14 protein-coding genes, 6 tRNA genes and 4 pseudogenes are annotated in these 18,803 nt (G+C 63.4%); 18 read left to right on the forward strand and 6 right to left on the reverse strand.

Translation table 11 applies throughout. The annotated features are described in order from the left end of the window. Positions 1-9 precede the first annotated feature (9 nt). Complete coding sequence (locus C4K40_RS08855; RefSeq protein WP_022643135.1) at positions 10-1,062, forward strand: AI-2E family transporter; 1,053 nt, start codon at positions 10-12, stop codon at positions 1,060-1,062. 2 nt (positions 1,063-1,064) lie between these two features. Here the strand turns inward: C4K40_RS08855 and C4K40_RS08860 are convergent, their stop codons facing one another. Both C4K40_RS08860 and C4K40_RS08865 read right to left on the reverse strand, forming a co-directional pair. Further along, positions 1,065-2,117 (reverse strand): HAMP domain-containing sensor histidine kinase, encoded by a 1,053-nt coding sequence (locus tag C4K40_RS08860; protein ID WP_053134972.1) that lies wholly within the window; start codon positions 2,115-2,117, stop codon positions 1,065-1,067. Continuing rightward, positions 2,117-2,881, reverse strand: a complete 765-nt coding sequence (locus C4K40_RS08865) for a response regulator (protein ID WP_022643137.1) — start codon at positions 2,879-2,881, stop codon at positions 2,117-2,119. The genes C4K40_RS08860 and C4K40_RS08865 overlap by 1 nt, the downstream gene beginning before the upstream one ends. A gap of 293 nt (positions 2,882-3,174) precedes the next feature. Between C4K40_RS08865 and pyrF the strand changes: the two genes are divergently transcribed. Further along, a complete protein-coding gene (gene pyrF / locus C4K40_RS08870; protein ID WP_022643138.1) occupies positions 3,175-3,876 on the forward strand; it encodes an orotidine-5'-phosphate decarboxylase in 702 nt (233 codons plus the stop codon). Positions 3,877-3,922: 46 nt separating this feature from the next. On the opposite strand, the gene C4K40_RS08875 is transcribed toward pyrF, so the two are convergent. Further along, positions 3,923-4,927, reverse strand: a complete 1,005-nt coding sequence (locus C4K40_RS08875) for an NADP-dependent oxidoreductase (protein ID WP_022643139.1) — start codon at positions 4,925-4,927, stop codon at positions 3,923-3,925. A gap of 236 nt (positions 4,928-5,163) precedes the next feature. On the opposite strand from C4K40_RS08875, the gene C4K40_RS08880 reads away from it, so the two are divergent. The 3 genes and pseudogenes from C4K40_RS08880 (at position 5,164) to C4K40_RS32195 (ending at position 8,084) form a co-directional block, all read left to right on the forward strand. After that, positions 5,164-5,925, forward strand: a complete 762-nt coding sequence (locus tag C4K40_RS08880) for an SDR family oxidoreductase (protein ID WP_053134969.1) — start codon at positions 5,164-5,166, stop codon at positions 5,923-5,925. 1,073 nt (positions 5,926-6,998) lie between these two features. Next, positions 6,999-7,223: pseudogene (locus tag C4K40_RS32190) on the forward strand (HAMP domain-containing protein); the annotation flags it as partial. Beyond that, complete coding sequence (locus tag C4K40_RS32195; RefSeq protein WP_372238139.1) at positions 7,221-8,084, forward strand: methyl-accepting chemotaxis protein; 864 nt, start codon at positions 7,221-7,223, stop codon at positions 8,082-8,084. The pseudogene C4K40_RS32190 and the gene C4K40_RS32195, both read left to right, overlap by 3 nt. Positions 8,085-8,147: 63 nt before the next feature. Here the strand turns inward: C4K40_RS32195 and C4K40_RS08890 are convergent, their stop codons facing one another. Next, entirely contained in the window at positions 8,148-8,906 is a 759-nt protein-coding gene (locus C4K40_RS08890) for a hypothetical protein (protein ID WP_022643141.1), read from the reverse strand. Between the two features lie 395 nt (positions 8,907-9,301). Here C4K40_RS08890 and C4K40_RS08895 point away from each other — a divergent pair. From C4K40_RS08895 to C4K40_RS08925, 7 genes and pseudogenes are all read left to right on the forward strand, one after another. Beyond that, positions 9,302-9,377: transfer RNA gene (locus C4K40_RS08895), tRNA-Glu, on the forward strand. A 2-nt stretch (positions 9,378-9,379) separates the two neighbouring features. Continuing rightward, positions 9,380-9,455: transfer RNA gene (locus C4K40_RS08900), tRNA-Gly, on the forward strand. A 105-nt stretch (positions 9,456-9,560) separates the two neighbouring features. Beyond that, positions 9,561-9,636: transfer RNA gene (locus C4K40_RS08905), tRNA-Glu, on the forward strand. Between the two features lie 3 nt (positions 9,637-9,639). Further along, a tRNA-Gly gene (locus C4K40_RS08910) sits at positions 9,640-9,715 on the forward strand. Positions 9,716-9,820: 105 nt separating this feature from the next. Next, a tRNA-Glu gene (locus C4K40_RS08915) sits at positions 9,821-9,896 on the forward strand. A gap of 3 nt (positions 9,897-9,899) precedes the next feature. Then, a tRNA-Gly gene (locus C4K40_RS08920) sits at positions 9,900-9,975 on the forward strand. A gap of 226 nt (positions 9,976-10,201) precedes the next feature. Beyond that, a pseudogene (locus C4K40_RS08925) lies at positions 10,202-10,843 on the forward strand (tyrosine-type recombinase/integrase); the annotation flags it as partial. Here C4K40_RS08925 and C4K40_RS08930 read toward each other — a convergent pair. Beyond that, positions 10,823-11,661: pseudogene (locus C4K40_RS08930) on the reverse strand (IS5 family transposase). The pseudogenes C4K40_RS08925 and C4K40_RS08930 sit on opposite strands and share 21 nt — an antisense overlap. 207 nt (positions 11,662-11,868) lie before the next feature. Between C4K40_RS08930 and C4K40_RS08935 the strand changes: the two are divergent. From C4K40_RS08935 to C4K40_RS08960, 6 genes are read left to right on the forward strand one after another with little or no spacing between them, the layout of a single operon-like run. Next, positions 11,869-12,411 (forward strand): spore coat U domain-containing protein, encoded by a 543-nt coding sequence (locus C4K40_RS08935; RefSeq protein ID WP_053135724.1) that lies wholly within the window; start codon positions 11,869-11,871, stop codon positions 12,409-12,411. After that, positions 12,412-12,972, forward strand: coding sequence for a spore coat U domain-containing protein (locus tag C4K40_RS08940; protein WP_053135727.1), 561 nt, complete (start codon positions 12,412-12,414; stop codon positions 12,970-12,972). A gap of 5 nt (positions 12,973-12,977) precedes the next feature. Continuing rightward, positions 12,978-13,520 (forward strand): spore coat U domain-containing protein, encoded by a 543-nt coding sequence (locus C4K40_RS08945; RefSeq protein WP_164485013.1) that lies wholly within the window; start codon positions 12,978-12,980, stop codon positions 13,518-13,520. Between the two features lie 11 nt (positions 13,521-13,531). Further along, a complete protein-coding gene (locus C4K40_RS08950) occupies positions 13,532-14,329 on the forward strand; it encodes a molecular chaperone (protein ID WP_083456959.1) in 798 nt (265 codons plus the stop codon). Further along, positions 14,326-16,770 (forward strand): fimbria/pilus outer membrane usher protein, encoded by a 2,445-nt coding sequence (locus C4K40_RS08955; protein WP_164485014.1) that lies wholly within the window; start codon positions 14,326-14,328, stop codon positions 16,768-16,770. The genes C4K40_RS08950 and C4K40_RS08955 overlap by 4 nt, the downstream gene beginning before the upstream one ends. A gap of 14 nt (positions 16,771-16,784) precedes the next feature. Beyond that, positions 16,785-17,753, forward strand: coding sequence for a spore coat U domain-containing protein (locus C4K40_RS08960; RefSeq protein ID WP_053135737.1), 969 nt, complete (start codon positions 16,785-16,787; stop codon positions 17,751-17,753). Between the two features lie 68 nt (positions 17,754-17,821). Here C4K40_RS08960 and C4K40_RS31875 read toward each other — a convergent pair. Beyond that, positions 17,822-18,527: pseudogene (locus C4K40_RS31875) on the reverse strand (transposase); the annotation flags it as partial. Positions 18,528-18,803: the final 276 nt, after the last annotated feature.

Here is an 18,803-nt window from a genome sequence, read left to right on the forward strand (position 1 = left end):
AGACATTTCATGCCCAATAACGATCGCCTGCTGGTGCAGATCCTGCTCCTGGTGCTGTTCGGTGCCAGCTTCTGGGTGATGGCGCCCTTTTGGTCGGCCCTGTTCTGGGGGGCGGTGCTGGCCTTTGCCAGCTGGCCGCTGATGCGTTTGCTGACCCGCTGGCTGCATGGTCGCGAATCCCTGGCCGCAGGCCTGCTGACCCTGGGCTGGATGCTGCTGGTGGCGGCGCCGCTGGTCTGGCTGGGTCTCAACCTGGCGGACCATGTACGTGATGCCACCGCCTTCATCAAGGACGTCCAGGTCGATGGCCTGCCCGAGGCGCCAGCCTGGCTGGGCGGCTTGCCGTTGGTGGGCGAGCGCCTGGTGGGCGTCTGGAACAGCATCGACGAACAGGGCGCGGCGCTGATGGTGGCGGTCAAGCCGTACCTGGGGCAGGTGGGCAACTGGTTGCTGGCCCGTAGCGCCCAGGTGGGCGGGGGCATCCTGGAACTGACCCTGAGCCTGGTCTTCGTGTTCTTCTTCTACCGTGACGGCCCGCGCCTGGCGCTGTTCGTGCACAAGCTGCTGGAGCGGCTGATCGGCGATCGTGCTGGCTACTACATCGACCTGGTGGCCGGCACCGTGCAGCGCGTGGTCAACGGCGTGATAGGTACTGCGGCGGCCCAGGGCCTGCTGGCTTTGATCGGCTTCATCATCGCCGGGGTGCCCGGGGCGCTGGTACTGGGGATCGTCACCTTCCTGCTCAGCCTGATCCCCATGGGGCCACCGCTGGTGTGGATCCCAGCCACGGCCTGGCTGGCCTGGAAGGGCGAGTACGGCATGGCGGTGTTCCTGGGAATCTGGGGCACCTTCATCATCAGTGGGGTGGATAACGTGCTCAAGCCCTACCTGATCAGCCGTGGCGGCAACCTGCCACTGGTGATCGTCCTGCTCGGGGTGTTCGGTGGCTTGATCGCCTTCGGTTTCATCGGCTTGTTCATCGGCCCGACCCTGTTGGCGGTGGCCTACAGCCTGTTGCTGGACTGGAGTGCCAGCCAGGCCCGCAACCAGGAACCGCGCTGAGCTCAGGGGCGGGTCAGCCGCAGTACCGCAGTCAGGCCGCCGCCCGGGGTTTCCTCGAGCTGCAGGCTGGCGCCCATGCGCTCCGCGGCCTCGCGGGCGATGGTCATGCCCAGGCCGACCCCGCCGGAATTGCGGTTGCGTGAACCCTCCAGGCGGAAGAACGGCTCGAACACCGCTTCACGCTGGTCGGCGGCGATGCCCGGGCCGTGGTCGATGACCCGGATCAGCAACTGCTCGCGACTGTCCTCCAGGGCCAGGGTCGCTTGGCCGGCATAGCGCAGGGCATTGTCCAGCAGGTTGTTCAGGCATGACTGCAGCGCCATGGGTTGCACCAGCAGCGGTGCGCAATGCCCCTGGGTCTGGACATCGGCGCCCCGGTCCTGGGCGTTCTCGCACATCGACTCCACCAGCGCTTGCACGTCCATCAGTTGCCAGATCTCGCTGGTGCGTTGCTCGTGCAGGTAGCTGAGGGTGGCGTCGAGCATCTTGATCATGTCGTCCAGGTCCTGGCGCATCTGGCTTTGCAACTTGCTGTCCTCGATCTGCTCCAGGCGCAGCTTGAGGCGCGACAGCGGCGTGCGCAGGTCGTGGGAAACCGCGCCGAGCATGCGCCCACGCTGCTGGACTTGCTCGCGAATGCGCTTTTGCATCTGGTTGAAAGTGTTGGCTGCCTGTCGTGCTTCATGGGGGCCGAGTTCTTCCAGGGGTGGGCTGTCGAGGTTTTCGCTCAGGCGCTCGGCGGCGGCGCTGAGGCGTCGGATGGGCCGCGACAGCAGCTTGGCGCCGTACCAGGCGGCGATGATCAGCGAGATGAACTGGAACGTCAGCGGCACCAGCGGGCCGTTGAACCAGTGGCGTGGCCGCCGGGGAAAATGCGCTGGCGGGCTCGCCGGTCGGCCGTCGTCCATTGCCGTTGCGGTCGGCGGTGGGGGCGGCGGCGGGCGTGGAGGGCCGTAGTGTTGGAACCAGAAGAAGGCCAGCAGGTGGGCGAGTACGATCGCGATCAGCAAGACGCCGAACAGGCGGCCGAACAGCGTATCGAAGCGCCCACGCATCAGCCTATATCCCGGGCGTCGAACAGGTAGCCTTCGCCACGCACGGTCTTGATCAGTTGCGGTGATTTCGGATCGTCGCCGAGCTTCTGCCGCAGGCGCGACACCAGCAAGTCGATGCTGCGATCGAAGGCTTCGATGGAGCGCCCACGGGCGGCATCCAGCAATTGCTCGCGGCTCAGCACTCGGCGTGGGCGTTCGAGGAATACCCAGAGCAGGCGGAATTCGGCGTTGGACAGCGGCACCACCAGGCCATCGGCGGATATCAGCTGGCGCAGGACGCTGTTCAGGCGCCAGTTGTCGAAGCGGATGCTGCTCCGCTGCTCGCTGCGGTCGTCGCGTACCCGGCGCAGGATGGTCTGGATCCGCGCCACCAGTTCCCGGGGCTCGAAGGGCTTGGCCATGTAGTCGTCGGCCCCCAGTTCCAGGCCGATGATGCGGTCGGTGGGTTCGCAGCGAGCGGTGAGCATCAGGATCGGGATGTCCGATTCGTTACGTAGCCAGCGGCACAGGGACAGGCCGTCTTCACCCGGGAGCATGAGGTCGAGCACCACCACGTCGAAATGCTCGGTTTGCAAGGCCTGGCGCATTGCGGCGCCATCGGTGACGCCACTGGCGTGGATGTTGAAGCGTGCCAGGTAGCCGATCAGCAGTTCGCGGATCGGTACGTCGTCATCGACGATCAAGGCCCGGGTATTCCAGCGCTTGTCGTCGCCATTGAGCGGGGCTTTGCTGTCGTCGCTGAAGGGGGCTGGGGTGTTGTGCATGGGCGATCATCTGCCAGGTAGGCTGTCGTTGCCGGGCGGCGACGGCGAGGTTATGGCTTCAGCATAGGCGTCCGGCCCGGAGGCTGGAAGTGCTGTTCGAAGGTGTTGCGGCAGGCGAGGGTAGCGGCGGGGGATGTTGCCGACGTGTCGTCAGTGTATCGGGATTGATACACAGCCCGGCCTGATCGTCGGCCCGGCGCCTTGTCGCGGGCGAATTAGCGCACAGCGGGTCCCGGAGCGACGCGGCTTGCGCTACAATCCGCGCCGATTTCGACTTGCCTGAGAGCCTTTTCATGTCCGCCTGCCAGACACCTATCATCGTCGCCCTGGATTTCCCCACCCGTGACGCCGCACTGAAACTGGCCGATCAACTGGACCCGAAACTGTGCCGGGTCAAGGTCGGCAAGGAGCTGTTCACCAGCTGCGCCGCCGAGATTGTCGGCACCCTGCGCGACAAGGGTTTCGAAGTGTTCCTGGACCTGAAGTTCCACGACATCCCCAACACCACCGCGATGGCCGTCAAGGCTGCTGCGGAAATGGGCGTCTGGATGGTCAACGTCCACTGCTCCGGCGGCCTGCGCATGATGGCCGCCTGCCGTGAGGAGCTGGACAAGCGCAGTGGCCCGCAGCCGCTGCTGATCGGCGTCACCGTGCTCACCAGCATGGAGCGCGAGGACCTGGCTGGCATCGGCCTGGACATCGAGCCCCAGGAACAGGTGTTGCGCCTGGCCGCCCTGGCGCAGAAGGCCGGCATGGATGGCCTGGTGTGCTCGGCCCTGGAGGCCCAGGCGCTCAAGAGCGCCCACCCGTCCCTGCAACTGGTGACCCCGGGGATTCGCCCTGCGGGCAGCGCCCAGGACGACCAGCGGCGGATCCTCACTCCGCGCCAGGCCCTGGATGCCGGTTCCGATTACCTGGTCATCGGCCGCCCCATCAGCCAGGCAGCCGATCCGGCCAAGGCCCTGGCCGACGTCGTGGCCGAACTGGCCCTGTGACACCCACGGGAGCCGGCGTGCCGGCTCCCGCAGCTTGACCCTGGGCTCAGACCTTGAGCACCAGCTTGCCGAAGTTCTCGCCGCTGAACAGCTTCGCCAGGGTTTCCGGGAAGGTTTCCAGGCCCTCGACGATGTCCTCCTTGCTCTTGAGCTGCCCCTTGGCCATCCAGCCGGCCATCTCCTGCCCGGCGGCGGCGAACTGCGCCGCATGGTCCATCACCACGAAGCCTTCCATGCGCGCCCGGTTGACCAGCAGCGACAGGTAGTTGGCCGGCCCCTTGACCGCTTCCTTGTTGTTGTACTGGCTGATGGCGCCGCAGATCACCACCCGGGCCTTGAGGTTCAGGCGAGTGAGCACGGCATCGAGGATCTGGCCGCCGACATTGTCGAAATACACGTCGACCCCCTTGGGGCATTCGCGCTTGAGGCCGGCCTGGACGTCTTCGCTCTTGTAGTCGATGGCCCCGTCGAAGCCCAGTTCCTCGACGAGGAAGCGGCACTTGTCCTGGCCGCCGGCGATGCCTATCACCCGGCAGCCCTTGAGCTTGGCGATCTGCCCGGCAATGCTGCCCACCGCGCCGGCGGCCCCGGACAGCACCACGGTTTCCCCGGCCTTGGGCGCACCGACCTCCAGAAGGGCGAAGTAGGCGGTCATGCCGGTCATTCCCAGCACCGACAGGTAGCGTGGCAGTGGCGCCAGCCGTGGGTCGATCTTGTAGAAACCACGGGGCTCGCCAACGAAGTAGTCCTGTACCCCCAGGGCGCCATTGACGTAGTCGCCGACGGCGAAATCCGGGTGTTTGGAGGCGGTCACCTGGCCCACGCCGAGGGCCCGCATCACCTCGCCGATCCCCACTGGTGGGATGTAGGACTTGCCTTCGTTCATCCAGCCACGCATGGCCGGGTCCAGGGACAGGTACTGGTTCTGCACCTGGATCTGCCCGGCGCCGGGCTCGGTCACGGCCACTTGCTGGTAGGTGAAGGTATCGCGGCTGGCCGCGCCAACGGGACGCTTGGCGAGCAGGAACTGGCGGTTGGTCAGGCTGGTCATGGCAGGTCCTCGAGAACTGGATGAAACCCTAGTTGATAGACCCTCGGGCCGGCAGCCGCAAGGCGTGCCTGCCCGGCGAATGAGCCACGATCCAGGGGCGTGATAAATGGCCCGGGGCCTTCATCATCGGGATGCATGGAGTGGCAAACGGATGCCTGATAGTGCTGCCGCGGCGTCTGTGCTCTATGGCTAGATGGGCCAGGGTATTGGGCCCGTACTGGATTGAGGAGCTTTGCATGAGCATGACGTTTTCCGGCCAGGTGGCCCTGGTGACCGGCGCGGCCAACGGGATCGGCCGGGCCACCGCCCAGGCGTTCGCCGCCCAAGGGTTGAAGGTGGTGGTGGCGGACCTGGATGCGGCCGGCGGCGAAGGCACCGTGGCGCTGATCCGCGAGGCCGGTGGCGAAGCGCTGTTCGTGTCCTGCAACGTCACTCGCGAGGCCGATGTCCAGCAGCTCATGGCCCGCACCATCGAGGCCTACGGTCGCCTGGACTACGCCTTCAACAACGCCGGGATCGAGATCGAGAAGGGCCGTCTGGCCGAGGGCTCGCTGGACGAGTTCGACGCCATCATGGGGGTCAACGTCAAGGGTGTGTGGCTGTGCATGAAGTACCAGCTGCCGCTGCTGCTGGCCCAGGGCGGCGGGGCCATCGTCAACACCGCGTCGGTGGCGGGCCTGGGGGCGGCGCCGAAGATGAGCATCTACGCCGCTTCCAAGCATGCGGTGATCGGCCTGACCAAGTCGGCGGCCATCGAGTACGCCAAGAAGAAGATCCGGGTCAACGCGGTGTGCCCGGCGGTGATCGACACCGACATGTTCCGCCGGGCCTACGAGGCAGACCCGAAGAAGGCCGAGTTCGCCGCGGCCATGCACCCGGTGGGGCGCATTGGCAAGGTCGAGGAAATCGCCAGCGCCGTGCTCTACCTGTGCAGCGATGGCGCCGCCTTCACCACCGGCCATGCACTGGCTGTCGACGGTGGCGCCACGGCCATCTGATCGATATCGCCGCCCTGGCGACCAAGGCGCCGGGGCGATGATGGAATCGACCTCCAGCGTCCTGAAAACGACCTCTAGCCTGGTTTTTGCCACTATTGCGACACCAGAGGCTTGTGCGTCGGTGCACGCCGTTGCCACCCTTCGAAAAAAACCATGGCCTTACAGCCATTGGGGACTTGAGGGGAGTTCGCAGCATGACGACGGCCGCAAGTGGACGCTTTGCCAACCTGGGCATGGCCAGGAAGTTGGGGGTGGGCTTCGCCCTGGTGTTGCTGTTGACGGCCCTGGTGGCCGGCATCGGCCTCTGGTCCCTGCAAACCGTCAGCCAGCGCTTCGAGGGCCTCAAGCGCATGTCGCAGCTCAACAGTGGCGTGCTCAAGGTCCGGCTGCTGGAGCAGGGGTATGCGCTGCACGGTGACAACCAGAGCGTCGATAGCCTGCGCGAGAACCTGGATGCGCTGCTGGCCCTGGCCCGCCAACTCGAAGAGCCGGGCAACCCGGCGACCATGGGCCAGGTCGACGGGATGCTGGCGGACTATCGCCAGGCTTTCGATCGATTCGTCGAGCTGACCCAGGCCAAGGACCTGGCGCTGGAGATGGCCAGTTGGTCGGTATCCAGCGTGGCCAACAACCTCGACGTACTGCAAGCCGGCCTGGCGGACGACGGCGCCTATGGCTTGAAAGAGTCCCAGGGCAAGGAGGGCGCCGAGTTCATCGAGCAGGCCAATCAGATCAGCCAGGTCTCGCGCTTGATGCTGCAAGCCATGAACGAGGCCCGGGTGCGCCTGGACCAGAACCGCAAGGGCGGCGACCAGGAGGCGGCCGGGCAGGGCAAGATCGAACAGGCCGAGCAGGCCCTGGCCCTGGTGGAGCAGCTGAAGGCCAGCGTCAAGGATGCCGGTTACCAGACGGTCCTCAACGAGGTCTCGGGGCACATCGGCAATTTCAGCGAGAAACTCAACGAGTACACCGACCTGCTGGTTCAGGAACAACAGGTCTACCACCGGTTGCACGAGCGGGCCGCCCAGGTGATGCAGCAGGTCGACCAGGCCTATGCCGCCCAGGACCAGGCCATGCAGGAGGAGCTTACGAAGAACTCGTTGCTGATCCTCGGTTCCTCGGCCCTGGCGCTATTGGCCGGGTTGCTGGCGGCGCTGGGCATCACCCGGTTGATCGTCCGGCCGCTGCGCAGTGTGATGCAGGTGGCCCAGCAGATTGCCGCCGGTGATCTCAGCGCCACGGTGAGCGTGACCCGGCGCGACGAGATCGGCCAGTTGATGCAAGCCATGCAGCAGATGGGCGGCGGCTTGAGCGGTATCGTCAGCGGCCTGCAATCCGGGATCGAGCGCCTGGCCAACTCGGCACAATCGCTGTCGGCGGTGACTGAGCAGACCAACCTCGAAGTCAGCACCCAGAAAGAAGAGACCGAGCAGGTGGCCACTGCCATGAACCAGATGACCGCCACGGTTCACGATGTGGCGCGCAATGCCGAGGAGGCGGCCCTGGCGGCCCAGGCGGCGGACGACAAGGTCGAGAGCGGCCAGCAGGTGGTGCGCCAGAGCATGCAGCGGATCGAGCAACTGGCCGACTCCGCGAACCAGGCCAGCAGCGGCATCCAGAGCCTGAGCGCGGAAATCGACAACATCGGCAGCGTGCTGGATGTGATCAAGAGCGTGGCCGAGCAGACCAACCTGCTGGCCCTGAATGCCGCCATCGAAGCGGCCAGGGCCGGTGAGCAGGGGCGTGGGTTCGCGGTGGTGGCCGACGAAGTCCGGGCGCTGGCCAAGCGGACCCAGCAGTCCACTGAGGAAATCACCCGCCTGGTGGCGACCCTGCACGCCGCGGCCGATGCTTCGGTGCGACAGATCCAGGGCAGTGGGGAGTTGGTCAAGCAGGCGGTCAGCGATGCGTTGCAGACCGAGAGCGCCCTGGGCAGCATCGCCGCGGCGGTGTCCCTGATCCAGCAGATGAACCAGCAGATCGCCGCGGCCGCCGAGCAGCAGAGTTCGGTGGCCGAAGAGATCAACCGCAGCGTGACCAGCATTCGCGCCAGTGCCGATCAGTCTTCGCAGGCGATGCAGGGCAGTGCGGCCTCGAGCATCGAGCTGGCGCAATTGGGGAGCGAGTTGAAATCCATGGTGGGGCATTTCCGCCTGTAGCGGTGGGGAGGGCGGTGTCGCGCTGCGCAGGTGCCCGGCGCGGGGCCGGGCACCTGCGGTCGATCAGTCGTAGATGACCTTCTTCTTCCAGTCGGCGTCGGCTTCCACTTCCTTCAGGCCCTGGGTCAACTCGTTGACCTCATCCTCGGCTGGCTCCAGGGTCGACAACACCATGGCGTTGGCGCGGGCCAGGAGCTTGTCCAGGTACTCCAGCTGCTCGCTGTAGGCCTTGGGCTCCGGCTGCTTGCGCAGGTACTGCACGCCGCGTTCGAAGGCCAGGCGGGCCTGGCCGGGCTGGTTCTGCTGCAGTGCGTATTGCCCCAGGTTGTTGAAGAACTCGATGTGCAGCAGGACCAGGATATGGCGGATCTCCTTGATCCAGCGCTTGGCTTCGTTGGGCTGCAGGAAACCGTCGTGGGCGGCGCGGGTCACTTGGCCGTGCATGGCCTCCAGCAGAAAGCGCACGTCCTTGGCCTTGGCTTCGGTCTGGATCGGCGAGGGCGGATTGTTCACCGGAATCGATTCGCCCTGGCCCACCAGGGTATTGAGCTCGGCCAGGCGGGCCTTGAGCTTGGCGTCGGATTTGTCGAGGTTGAGCATGCGCTGCACGACGTTGAGTTCCAGGCGAGTCAGCAGCAGCTTGAGGCCTGGCGACATGAACTGGCCGGGGAAGGTTTCGGTGATTTCGCCGCAGCGGCGCAGGCGGTCATTGAGTTCGACCTTGGTGCGGGCCTTTTCCAGTTTGTTGTTTTCCACCACATGGTTCATGTAGCCAATGGCGATCAATAGTGCGATCCCGGCTATTACCAGCAGGGTGATCATGAGTGGTGTCACCGTTAAAACCTCGTTATAGGATTTCGCGTGCGAGTGTAGTGGCTTGGCATTTGGGCGCATAGCGCCGCTCGACGAGCCGGGATGGATTGTGCGTGCGCCTTCTACTTCTATCAGGCATAGCAGGGCAGGGTCGGAGGTGGCCACTGGGTTCAAATTGATATCACCGGCTGCGAGGACTATAACGCCTTGGCGGGTGACAGAATATAGGCGTCAAAGCCCGGACGGCATAAAAGCCTGTGGCGACCTGAAAACAGCCTCGAAGTCATTGATTTAAATAAAGTTATATCTGGGGGTTGACGACCTTCCAAAGCATCCATAGAATGCGCGCCACTTTCAGCGGAAAGCAAAACGCGAAACGCTGAAGGGAGTGAATGTTGTAGCGTGTCCCCTTCGTCTAGTGGCCTAGGACACCGCCCTTTCACGGCGGTAACAGGGGTTCGAGTCCCCTAGGGGACGCCAATGCGGGAATAGCTCAGTTGGTAGAGCACGACCTTGCCAAGGTCGGGGTCGCGAGTTCGAGTCTCGTTTCCCGCTCCAATTTTAAACGGTCTGGCCTTCGGGCGAGGCTGAGTGAAACCAGGATTCAAGTCTTCGGATGCGGTTCTGGAGTCCGAAACACACACCATGTGTTCCGGGTAGCGTGTCCCCTTCGTCTAGTGGCCTAGGACACCGCCCTTTCACGGCGGTAACAGGGGTTCGAGTCCCCTAGGGGACGCCATTTGCGGGAATAGCTCAGTTGGTAGAGCACGACCTTGCCAAGGTCGGGGTCGCGAGTTCGAGTCTCGTTTCCCGCTCCAATTTTAAACGGTCTGGCCTTCGGGCGAGGCTGAGTGAAACCAGAATTCAAGTCTTCGGATGCGGTTCTGGAGTCCGAAACACACACCATGTGTTCCGGGTAGCGTGTCCCCTTCGTCTAGTGGCCTAGGACACCGCCCTTTCACGGCGGTAACAGGGGTTCGAGTCCCCTAGGGGACGCCATTTGCGGGAATAGCTCAGTTGGTAGAGCACGACCTTGCCAAGGTCGGGGTCGCGAGTTCGAGTCTCGTTTCCCGCTCCAAATTTTGATCCGCAGACATTTTGGCAATGTCTGCAAATCATTGAAAACAGGGGCGAAAGCCCCTTTTTTCATTCCGGCAAGTGCCACTGGAATCCACTCACATCCGGGACTTTTTAGTCCAATTTTTAGTCCATCAATACGGTTGTGTGAGGCTCAGTATTCTTGCTGGGCGAAGGCGGCAGGCGAGACCAGGATCCAGTCCTAACTCACGTTAGGAGCTAGAACCATGGCACTTTCAGACATGGCCGCTCGCCAGGCCAAAGCAACCGGCAAGCCTTATACCCTCGGTGACATCGACGGCCTATCTTTTGCTGTGAGCGAACAAGGCGGTCGTTCTTGGCACTTTCGCTACGTTTGGGTCGGCAAGCAAAAAGCGCATGTTGCTAGTCACTTATCCTGAAGTCAGCCTTACGCCCATACCACGGCGGAGAAAGTGCGGGCATGGCTCAATCAGTTGTTTCGCTTCGCCATGATCAAGATCGATGACCTTGATATCAATCCGGCCTCCGATCTGAACGTGGTGGCCTTGCCTAAGCCACCAGTGCTGCATACCCCCTTCCTGCGCTTACCTGAACTGCTCGAATTGCTGCAAAAGGTTCGCCGCTATCGCGGTAAGCCCTCCACGCAACTTGGCATCCGCTTGCTGTTCCTGACTGGAGCCCGAACCGGGGAACTGCGTCTGGTCACGCCCGACCAGTTCGACCTAGATCGGGGCCTCTGGAGTATCCCCCCAGAAGTGGTCAAGCAACTCCAGAACGATATGCGCAAGAAGGGTAAGCGGCCACAAGACATTCCGCCGTACATCGCACCGCTGTCCGTTCAGGCAATGGAGATCGTGCGCTACCTACTAGGTTCTGTACGAAAAGCATTGTCGCAAACACCGCATGGCACAGGTCAATGAAACCATCGCCGCAAAACTTGTCGCGAGCTTGTCGAAACGCGTAGCGATGCGGCGGTTTTCCTTCAGCCAGCCGAACATGCGCTCGATGATATTGCGCTGCCGATATTTGGGCCGATCAAACAGCCTGGGCAGACCTGGTTTGGGCTTCGGGATCACCGGTCGCATCCGATAGCGATCACAGTAGCGACGCAGAGCTTCAGCATCGTATCCCTTGTCAGCCAGCAAGCATCGGCAGCGTTTGCGAGGGCGGCCGTGCTGGCTGGGGATATAAGCCTTGTCCAGCAGCGGTAGGGCATAGGCAGTATCGCTGGCTTGCCCGCCAGACAGCAGGAAACGCAGCGGCACACCATTGGCATTGCACAGCATGTGGATTCTGCTCGTCAGGCCGCCCCGGCTGCGCCCGAGCGCGTGATCTTGCGGTTCTTCAGGCCCCCTTTTTTCCCGGCGCCTGATGAGGCTTGGGTGGCACGAACGGCAGTGGAGTCGATCAGCCAGGTTTCCAGGTCGATCAAGCCTTGCTCGTTCAATCGGATATGAAGGCGCTTGAGCATCTGATCGAAAGCGCCGCAATTACGCCAATCGCGAAACCGCTGATACACCGTTGACCAAGGGCCAAAACGCTCCGGCATGTTTCGCCAAGCCGCGCCGGAACAGAGTACTCAAAGGACGCCGCTGAGCATCAGGCGATCATCGGCTCGTGGGCACCCGCTGCGGCGGATTTCAGTGAAGAGATCGGCAACCAAATCCCAGGCTGCACCGGGGAGCTCATGCCGTTTTGCCGTCATGGTGTCCTGGCGTTAATGGCGGCGGATTCTATCCAAATCGATATTTCAAAGGATTTCGTACAGAGCCTAGCTGCGTAGCTGAGGTTTTCAGAATCGTCTGATTAAAACCTGCGGCCCCGCTGGGTGTAATACGACTCGCAAGCACAGGCGCAACAACTCAAGAGTTGGGGCGACCCTTGCAAGATCAATCAATCCTCTGAGGCAATCATGAAAAAATCGATAAAAGCGGTGACGATTATTGCGATGTTGAGCGGCGCAAGTTCGGTCTACGCGACAGGCCAGATCCAGGGCGACCTGGACATCCAGCTTGCCATTGGCGACGGCTGCGAAATCAGCAACGGTACCTCCTCCGGCAGCAGCACCGGCAACTCGTTTGGCAAGATCGATTTCGGTACCCAGTCTTCGCTGGCGACCAGCGTGATCGACGCACAGTCCGTGGCGTCCACCGGCACCGGCACCATCCAGTTGAACTGCACCAAGGACGTGGCCTATACGATCAGCCTGGGCAACGGCCGCAACGCCACTAGCGGTCAGCGCAACATGAAGGCCTCCGGCACTGATCTGGTCGCCTACAACCTCTACCAGGATGCCGCCCGCAGCAAGGCCTGGGGCGACACTCCGAGCAATCAGCTCACCGGCAAGGGCACGGGCGCCCCAATCGACCTGACCGTGTACGGCCGCGTGCCCAAGGCCATGACGCCCCCCGCTGGCGTGTACACCGACTCTGTGCTGGTCACGGTGGCCTGGTAAATGCACCGCGCCTTCATGGGCGACGATCGCATTCGCCGCCCTGCCGCCACGCGAACTCTACTGATCCTCGTTCTCGCGTCGCTGCATGCCAGCGGCCCCGTGCAAGCCGCCAGCAAGAGCGCCACGATCGGCTTCAGGCTGACGGTGGCGCAGGCCTGCGAAGCCGGCGGCAAGGCGGGTGCCGCGGCGGTCAACTTCGGCACGCTGGACATGGGCACCGTGCCGTCCCTGCGCAACCAGATTGAAGCCGTCGGCACCCTGAGCAACGCGGGCGCGATACGGGTGAAATGCGCGCCGGGCATCGCCTACAAGGTATTCCTCGGCAAGGGTCGCAACGACACCGGCGCACAGCGCCGGATGATCGGACCTCAAGGCGGACTGATCGAGTACGGGCTGTACCAGGACAGCGGCCACAGCCGCCCCTGGGACAGGACGAATGGGGTCAGCGGCCAGGGCTCGGGCGCCGACGCGCTGTTGCCGGTCTATTCCGTGGTCAAGCCGCAGCGCACGCCCGTGGCGGGAGTCTATCGCGACACGGTCCAGGTTGTGGTGGAGTGGTGATGCGTATGTCCAGACTGCGCACGGTACTGCTTGCCCTGGCCATTGTCACCTCACCCCTGACCGGCACGGTCCATGCCGGTTCAAAGCAACTGACCTTGACGGTCGCCGCCGCCATCACGCCCGGGTGCCGGCTGGGAAGCGGCCAGGCCGATGTCAGCACTTACGGCGTTCTCGACCTTGGCACGGTCGCCAATCTCGAGCAAGCCATACTCGCTTCTTCCAGCGTCGGAGCGGGCACCATCGTCGTCAACTGTACGCCGGGCACCGATTACCGGATTTCTCTCAACGATGGATTGTGGTCCGACAGTGCTGGCGGCGCTGGAAGGCGCTTGAAAAGCAGCACGTCCAGCGGCAATGCATTCCTGCCCTACTACTTATTCCAGGACGCGGGCTACTCAAAGATCTGGGCGGACGGCACGTTCGCCAAGTCCGGCCTCGCCAAGGGCGGTCCGGAGGAATTTCCCGTTTACATCCTCGTGGAGGCGGCCAGCATCGCGATTCCGCCGGGCGTCTACACCGATACCGTACTTGTCACGGTCTCCTATTGAGTACCCACAACATGAGCTTTCTTGCCCGGACGCTGGGCGTCCTGATCCTCGGCATGGTCTTACCCGCGGCAACGCAGGCGCAATCGTCGCTGCTGGTCTGGCCCATCGATCCCACGATCGAGCACGACCAGAACGGCACCGCCCTCTGGCTGGAAAACAACAGCAAGATGCCGTCTCGGCTGCAGGTCCGTGTGTTGGGCTGGAACCAGGTCGCGGGAGAGGAAGACTACACGCCGCAGGACATCATCGTCGTCAGTCCGCCCGCGGCCGAAGTGCAGCCGGGACAGCGCCAGCTGCTGCGATTGATCCGCACCCAACCTGTTCCCGCCGGCACCGAGCGCGCCTTCCGCGTGCTGATCGACGAGATACCCGCTGCCCCATCTCCCGAGGCCGAAGGTCCGGCCGCGGCGCCCGGCAAGCGCTCCGTGGGGCTGGCCCTGCAGATGCGCTATTCGGTACCGCTGTTCGTCAGCGGCGAAGGCGTCTGGACGCGTCAGGACTATCAGAAACCCCGCGACATGACGAAAGCCACGCAACCACGGCTCAAGTTCCGCGTGGAATCCCGCGACGGCGGCCAGTGGCTGGCCGTGCGTAACGATGGGCAGGCGCATGCGCGGCTGTCGGCGGTGACGTATCAGCAAGGCGGCCGCCCGGCCTGGGAAGTGCCGGGCCTGCTGGGCTACGTGCTGGCGCATTCCGAAATGCGCTTCAAGCTCGCCGGCGTCGGCGCGGGCGGCGTATTGAAGGCCAAGGTCAACAGCAACCCGGACGCGCAAGCGATCCCCGCCTGCGGAACATGCCCGCCATGAAACGACGCCTTGTGCGATTCCGCAACGTGCCTTGCGCGCTGGCTTTCGCGCTGGTGATGGCCGCGAGCGCCCCCGCGCGGGCCAAGGACAAGCTCGGCGATTTCAAGCTGCCTGATTCCACGCTGTACCTGGAGCTGGTCGTCAACGGCAAGACGTCCGGCGAGATCCTGCCCGTGCCCTACCGCGACGGACACTACTATCTACCGACGGAAAAGCTGCGCGCCATGGGCGTCTCGGTGAGCGCCGAGCAGGAATCGCTGGTGGCGGTGGATCTGATCCAGGGCGTCAAGGCGATGCACGACAACGCCAGGCAGCAATTGCTGATCGAGCTGCCGCCCGACTGGCTGCCCGACCAGATGTTCGGTGGCGAGAGCCAGCGCTACATGCAGGCCCGCAGCAGCGTCGGCCTGCTGATGAACTACGACATCTACGCCAACTTCAACCGCACGCGCGGCCTGCGCAACAACAACCGGCTGTCCGCCTGGAGCGAACAGCGCCTGTTCAGCCCCTACGGCATCTTCTCGAACACCGGCGTCTGGTATGGCGGCACCAGCATGGGCGACGACAACGACCGCTCGCGGTACCAGCGGTATGACACCGGCTGGTCCTACAGCGACCCCTTGTCGATGCGCAAGTACGCGGCGGGCGACCTCGTCACGGATGCCCTGGCGCCCTCCAGCTCGGTGCGCATGGCCGGGTTTCAGATCGGCAGGAACTTCGCCACGCGCCCCGATCTGGTGACCTACCCCCTGCCCAGTTTCGCCGGCCAGACGGCGGTGCCCAGCACGGTGGATCTGTTCATCAACAGCTACAAGATGGACTCCTACCGGGTGGACCCGGGCCCGTTCACCTTGCAGACCATGCCGTACATCAATGGCGCGGGCAGCGCCACGGTGGTGACGCGCGACGCGCTCGGCCGGGAAGTCAGCAAGGAAGTGTCGTTCTACGTCTCCAACGACCTGCTCAAGCCCGGCCTGACCGACTACAGCCTGTCCGCCGGCCTGCTGCGTCAGGACTACGGGCTGGCGTCCGGCCGGTATGCACATCCCGCGGCCTCGGGCGTGTTCCGCCACGGCGTGACGCCGGGGTGGACCGTATTCGGCTGGGGAGAAGGCGCCAGCGGCCTGCACGATGGCGGGCTGGGCTCGAACGTGCAACTGGGCATGCTGGGCGTGCTGACCGGGTCCTGGGGCGCCAGCAAGACCGACCCGCGCGCCATCGGCCCGCAGCGCGCCTGGCGCAACTCGCGCTGGGACGACCGCTGGCCCTATCGCGACGAGGACATCGACCTGAAGCCCACGGAAGCCGACAGCGGCAGACAGCTTTCCTATGGCTACTCCTACAGCTCGTCGCAGTTCAGCCTGAACGCCAGGCGCACCCAGCGCAGCGCGCACTACGCCAATCTGGGCACGTACCGCAATACCGGCCGGCTGAGCCGGCGGGAAGATGTGGTCACCGCCAGCGTGGCGCTGGGCGACTACGGTACTGTGGGCGCCGGCTGGGTCGACACCCAGGACGCCACCGGACGACAGCTGCGCCTGATCAACCTGTCGCACAGCGTCAGCCTGTGGCGCAGCGCCTTCCTGTACACCAGCGTCAATCGCGAGGTGGGCGGCAACGACGTCAACGCGCAGGTCACCCTGTCCATCCCGCTGGGCGACCGTTCCACGACCAGCGTGTCGCTCATGCGCGGCAACGACGGCCGGCGTTCGGGACAGGTCAACTACAACCATTCCGCGCCGGCCAGCGGCGGCCTGGGCTACAGCCTGGGCGTGAGCGACGGCCAGGACATGGACCAGTACCGGCGCGCGGACGTGTCATGGCGCGGCACCCAGTATGAAGTGCGCGGCGGCACCTATGGCACGCGCTCGTCCCAGAACGGCTGGGCGCAGCTCAGCGGTTCGCTGATCGGGCTGGACGGCCAGCTCTACGCCGCCAACAAGGTCAACGATGCCTTCGCGCTGGTGTCCACCGCCGGCTATCCCGACGTTCCTGTGCGCTACGAAAACCAGTACCTGGGCAAGACCAACAACAATGGCTATTTCCTGATCCCGTCCATGACGTCCTGGTACCCGGCGCGCATCCAGATCGATCCGATCGACCTGCCCGTCGACGTGAAGACTCCGGACGTCGAGACCCAGGTGGCGGTGCGCGCGGGCAGCGGCTACGTGGTGGACTTCAAGCTGGAAAAGCTGCGCGCCGCGCTGCTGCAACTGCGCGACAGCAACGGCGAGGCCCTGCCGCGCGGCAGCCAGGTGACCGACATCAGCTCGGGCGCGACTGGCTGGGTGGGCTGGGAAGGCGAGGTCTACCTGGAGAACGTGCGCGACGCGCTGCGTTTGAACGTCGTGCGCGCCGACGATGGCAAGGCTTGCCAGGCTTCGGTCGCACTTCCGCCGATGGCTGGCATAACGCGTATCGGTCCTCAAACATGTCAATGATTAAAGTTTCCACCATGATCAGATTTTTTACTCATCGTTTCTCCTGGTTTTTGGCGCTGGCTTTGCCGCTACTGACGAATATCGTCCAGGCTCAACCGAGAGCGGGCGAAAACTGTTCGGGGGGGCAGGTCTATATGGTCGATTTCGGACCGACCGACTCGATTCAACTATCCAATCAGCGGATGGGACGACAGTTCGACTCGAGCTTCCGGTGCAGCAAGTTCACGCTGACTTTCATGACCCAATCCAAGCTCTGGATCAAGGCGAACAGCACGAACGGCTACAGCCTGAACAACTCTGGCTCGGGCAGTATTCCGTATCGCATATTTCTTGACGGCAATTGGTCGAACGAAATACTCAGTTCCATCGAAACTGAGATCTCGAGCAAGGTCAACATCATCCTCAACGGAGAGGCGTTGTCGGACAGAAAGCTCTATATCCAGACGCAACCTGCCAGCCCAGGGCTTGTCGCCGGGCGCTACACGGACACCTTGTCCATCACATACCGCTGGAAAATATGTACCGTTGGCGCCTTTTTCTGCCTCTGGTGGTACGAAGACTCGGCTACCGTGACGGTGAATCTGGCCCTCACTGTCGTCCCGACCTGCGAATTTCGCACCACGCAACCCCGCATCGACTTCGGCGCCCAACCGCTGGTATCCCAATTTGGCGATGCCCGCACCGATATCGACTTCGTATGCACCAACCAGTCCGTCTACAACGTCCATATCAGCAACGGCGACAACCCATCGGGCTCCTGGCGCCGTATGAAAGGAACAGGCGGCGCCTCGAGCAACAGCTACATCGAGTACCAGTTGTTCGAATCGGGTGGCAATTCACCGATCAGCGCCAGCAACCGCCAGCGCGGCCAGGGCACGGGCCAGATGCAACGGCTTTCGGTGACGGGCCGGGTAAACCTGAAACAAGCGGACGTCCCCGTCGGCAGCTACATCGACCGGCCAGTCGTCATAATCGAATATTGAACATGCCAGCGGTTGCCGGTTAGAACAGCAGCAGTGGCTGGCATGGTTGTTCATAGATGCTGGCCCGCGCCCGGCTTGAGCATCTGCACTGGCGTCTCGTCGGCATGTAGCACGGTTTTGCCCAGCACTTCGGCTTTGAGCGCATCGACCAGCGGTTGCAACCGCTGCCCGCACACGCCGACTCACTCGCCCAGCGTCGAGCGCGTCGGCGCCAGGCCGGAGCGCGTAAAGATGCCTTCCTGGCGGTATATCGGCAGGTGGTCGGCGAACTTGGCCACCAGCACCTGCGCCAGCAGTCCCGCCGTCGGGATACCCTTGTCGATGACCTGCGCGGGCACGGGCGCCTGCATGAGCGTCTCGCAGCGCTCACACACCCATTTTCCGCGGATGTGGCGCTCGACCGTAAAGACGCCCGGCAGGTAGTCCAGCTTCCCGCTGACGTCCTCGCCGATGCGCCTCAAGCCGCAGCGGCACGTCGTGGACGCCGGTTCGTGATGGATGTCGGTGCGTGGCAGTTCGACCGGCAGCCTCATGCGGCGCAGGCTTGGCGGATACCGCCTCGTGCAGCGCGTTGGCTTCCTCTTCGATAGCCGCCATGTCGGCATCCATCGTCTCCTCCAGAAGGCTTGCCTGCGCGGGGTTCAATCGCTCGCTGCGCTTGCCATAGCGCCAGCGCTTGTACAGCGACAGCTCCTGCATGAGCGGGTCGATGTGCGTCTGTTTGATGTGCAGTACCCGATCCCGATCGGCAATCACCGCATCGTGCGTTGCTATCTGGGCGTCACGCGTGACTGAGTAGACAACCTATTGGAACATCACTCTTAGAGGTATCAGGACAGGCTGTGAAAAAGACTTGCTGTGAGGCAAGAATTTGTCCGTAACACAGTCCTTCCTTACAGTAGGGATAAATAAAGTTCATTTATAAATCATATGCTTATGGACTTAATTCTAGCCTTGTTTCCCGCTCCAAATTCACAAAAGCGCCGCTCATTCGAGCGGCGTTTTTGTTTGCGTGTCATAAAAGTCTCTTCACTACGTTGGTTTATCGCG

This window comes from Pseudomonas sp. CMR5c (genome assembly GCF_003850545.1).
In the GTDB taxonomy this organism is placed as follows: domain Bacteria; phylum Pseudomonadota; class Gammaproteobacteria; order Pseudomonadales; family Pseudomonadaceae; genus Aquipseudomonas; species Aquipseudomonas piscis.